The 2,747-nt window shown below is 63.9% G+C and carries 3 protein-coding genes; all 3 read right to left on the reverse strand.

Going from position 1 to position 2,747, the window contains the following annotated elements; translation table 11 throughout:
- Positions 1-35: 35 nt before the first annotated feature.
- Genes DL238_RS15825 through DL238_RS15835 form a run of 3 tightly spaced genes read right to left on the reverse strand, consistent with a single transcriptional unit; the run spans position 36 to position 2,592 of the window.
- Complete coding sequence (locus DL238_RS15825) at positions 36-1,088, reverse strand: beta-L-arabinofuranosidase domain-containing protein (protein WP_181883987.1); 1,053 nt, start codon at positions 1,086-1,088, stop codon at positions 36-38.
- Positions 1,085-1,717 carry a 2-dehydro-3-deoxy-6-phosphogalactonate aldolase gene (locus DL238_RS15830; protein WP_115493428.1) on the reverse strand — a complete coding sequence of 211 codons (633 nt, stop codon included), beginning with the start codon at positions 1,715-1,717 and terminating at the stop codon, positions 1,085-1,087. The genes DL238_RS15825 and DL238_RS15830 overlap by 4 nt, the downstream gene beginning before the upstream one ends.
- Complete coding sequence (locus DL238_RS15835) at positions 1,714-2,592, reverse strand: 2-dehydro-3-deoxygalactonokinase (protein ID WP_234031157.1); 879 nt, start codon at positions 2,590-2,592, stop codon at positions 1,714-1,716. Before DL238_RS15835 ends, DL238_RS15830 begins: the two co-directional genes overlap by 4 nt.
- Positions 2,593-2,747 lie beyond the last annotated feature (155 nt).

The following is a 2,747-nucleotide window of genomic DNA, read 5'->3' on the forward strand; positions in this document are numbered from 1 at the left end:
CCGGGTGATCGATCGCGGCGAGCAGGAGCCCTTCGTCATAGAGCGCCTCGATATCCGCCGCCTCGCTCGAAAGGTTCGCCTGCGCGAGCGCAAGCAACCCCGTGCCCTGTTCGGCGGCCCATGTCGCGAGTTCGCGTGTGGTCGATACGCCTTCGACGAAATGCGCGCCGTCGTCTTGCGCCAGGATCACGCGCCGTGCGCCGTCCTGTCCGCGAAATTGTAACAACCTGGCCTGTTTCACGTTTCTGCCCTCTCCTATTAAGTCTTGCAGTCGGTGTCGTACCTAGCTCGGCTCGCCATTGAGAAGCTTTGCCCATCAGTGCGAAGGTATCGGCGTAAGCTTCGTTCAGACCCCGATGCTCGGCGTCGAGAACCCGCTGCAATTGCGCATCGTCAAGTCCTTCGAGGATGGTCCCGAGATAGTCGGCCAGCCCCAGCATGATCGGCATCGCGCGCGTGTGACCGACCAGGCGATGCACGTCAATCAGCCCGGCATGGATCTTGTGCCAGCTGTATAGCGGGACCCACCCGCCATTGAGATCGAAGCCGCCGCTGCGAATTTCTCCCCGGCGGATCTCTTCGAAGACGACCTTGCCGTCCAGGATTTCGCCGTCCCGCTCGACGGTAGTGCCGCCGCAATAGCCATCGCCATGAGCCTGCTGGATCAGGGCCATCTCCGACAGGCAATGGTCGAGGCTCGCCATTAGCTCGCTATCGCCTGTATTGGCGATGATCATGGCGACTGCGCTCAGCCAGTGGCCGAGCGAATGCCCTGCAATTCCCTTGCTCTCCCAGCCACCATAAGCAGGTTTGGGCGCTTCGAGCCCGGCAGACAGATAGAAATTGTGCAGGAACCGCTCAGGATCGAGCGAGGCAAGATAGGTGCGGTTCGCCGCCTGTGCGTCGGCGAAGATCGATGGCAGCAGAGTGACGGTGGGGAGCGGTGCAGCCGATAATTTCGGGCCGCTGTCCTGCGGGGCTCGCCCCCAGGCCATCGCTCGGCCGGTAGCGCCAGCCAGGGACAGCGCGCTTGCGCCTGCCAACAGGGTCCGGCGGTTGAGTGTCAGGCTTATCGGCCGCTCGCTCATGCGTGCCTCCTCCATTCGGCGATCATTGCCTGCGCGTCGGCGGCAACTGCCCCCACGCTTTTGCCCGGCTGGTAGAGGCTTGATCCGAGACCGAAACCAGCGGCACCCGCCCTGAGCCACGGCCCCATCGTATCCTTGTCGATCCCGCCGACCGCCAGCACCCGCGTTTCCGGTGGGAGGACCGCGCGGTGTGCCTTGAGCATGGCGGGGTCGACCGCGTCGGCAGGAAACAGCTTGAGCGCGCTTGCCCCCGCCGACAGCGCCGCGAACGCTTCGCTGGGGGTAAAATAGCCCGGTACGCTGTCCATTCCGCTTTGGCAGGCTGCCTCGATCACAGCGGGATCGGTATTGGGGGAGACGATGAAGCGGCCGCCCCGCTCCGCTACATCCCGGACCTGATGCGGAGTCAGGACCGTCCCCGCCCCAATCAGGGCGCGATGGCCAATACGCTTGGCCAGCAGCTCGATCGAGTCCAGCGGGCTGGGCGAATTGAGCGGCACCTCGATCAGGGTGAAGCCCGCATCGGCAAGTGCATCGCCAATTGCGGGGGCCTCTTCGGGTGTGATGCCGCGCAGGATCGCGACCAGAGGACAGCGGGCAAAGGCGCTGTCGAAAGTATGTTCGGTCATGATAATTGCGTCCTGATGGCATGGATTCCTGCGGCGAAGGCGGTCTTGGCATCGAGGGGCCGAACGGTACCACCGGCTTGGCCGATTGCGACCGCATAAAGATCCGCAAGGCTGCCAGCGGAAAGCAGGAAGACTTCCCGCTGCGAAAGTCGCTCGCGCGATCCCACATCGGCGCCGATCAGGATTCCGCTGACATAGGATGCAGTCTCCTCTGCCGGGCGTTCGCCCAGAAGAACCGCCGCCCGTGCCTGAAAGAGTGAAGTCGGCAGGTCACGCTCGTCTGCTCCGCGGGCCAGCCCTTCGCGAAAGGCAGGCCCGTCGCAAACTTCGGCGGTCAGCATCGCGGACAAGATGGAGTGCGACTTGAGGAGGGCAAACAGTTCACCTGTCATCGCAGTGGCGAAGGAGACGATCCGTTGCCCGTCGGTTTCGATCCATTTGTTGTGCGTACCGGGCTGGCAGAACAGTGCCGCTCCATCGACGAGCCCGGCGTTCTGCGCGCCCAGCACTTGGACCTCTTCGCCGCGCATGACGTCGGGGCCGCCAGCACCCGACAGGCTGATCCCCGGCACCAAGTGAACACGGTCCAGCACTTCCACCGCAGCGGCGGCGAGATCGCCCAAGGATGCCGGGGCTGCGCAATAGGGGGTTTCGCGCAACCCCCGGTTCGAACCGATCATGCCGGCAGCCACGATGGGAAGATCGCCGCAACGGGCACGCAACGTCTCGAATTCGTCGACGAACCGATCCGGTGCGACTGCCATTACACCCCGGTCGTCGACACGGTCGGAAACGATCAAGCCATCTGCTTGCATCACATAGACGCGCCGATTGGTGGTCCCCCAATCGACTGCGATATAGTCGCCAGCCGGCACGCCGGTCTCCTTGTGTCAGACGGCGGCGGGCTCTTCCGGCGGCAAGGCACTGGTCGGTTTCGATCCGTACAGCGCGTACCACAGCACGTAGACTTCGCAGGCGACGATCAGCCAGAAGCTGTTCTGCAGGCCATACATGTCGGCGAGCAGACCCT

It is taken from the genome of Alteriqipengyuania lutimaris (genome assembly GCF_003363135.1).
Lineage (GTDB): Bacteria > Pseudomonadota > Alphaproteobacteria > Sphingomonadales > Sphingomonadaceae > Alteriqipengyuania > Alteriqipengyuania lutimaris.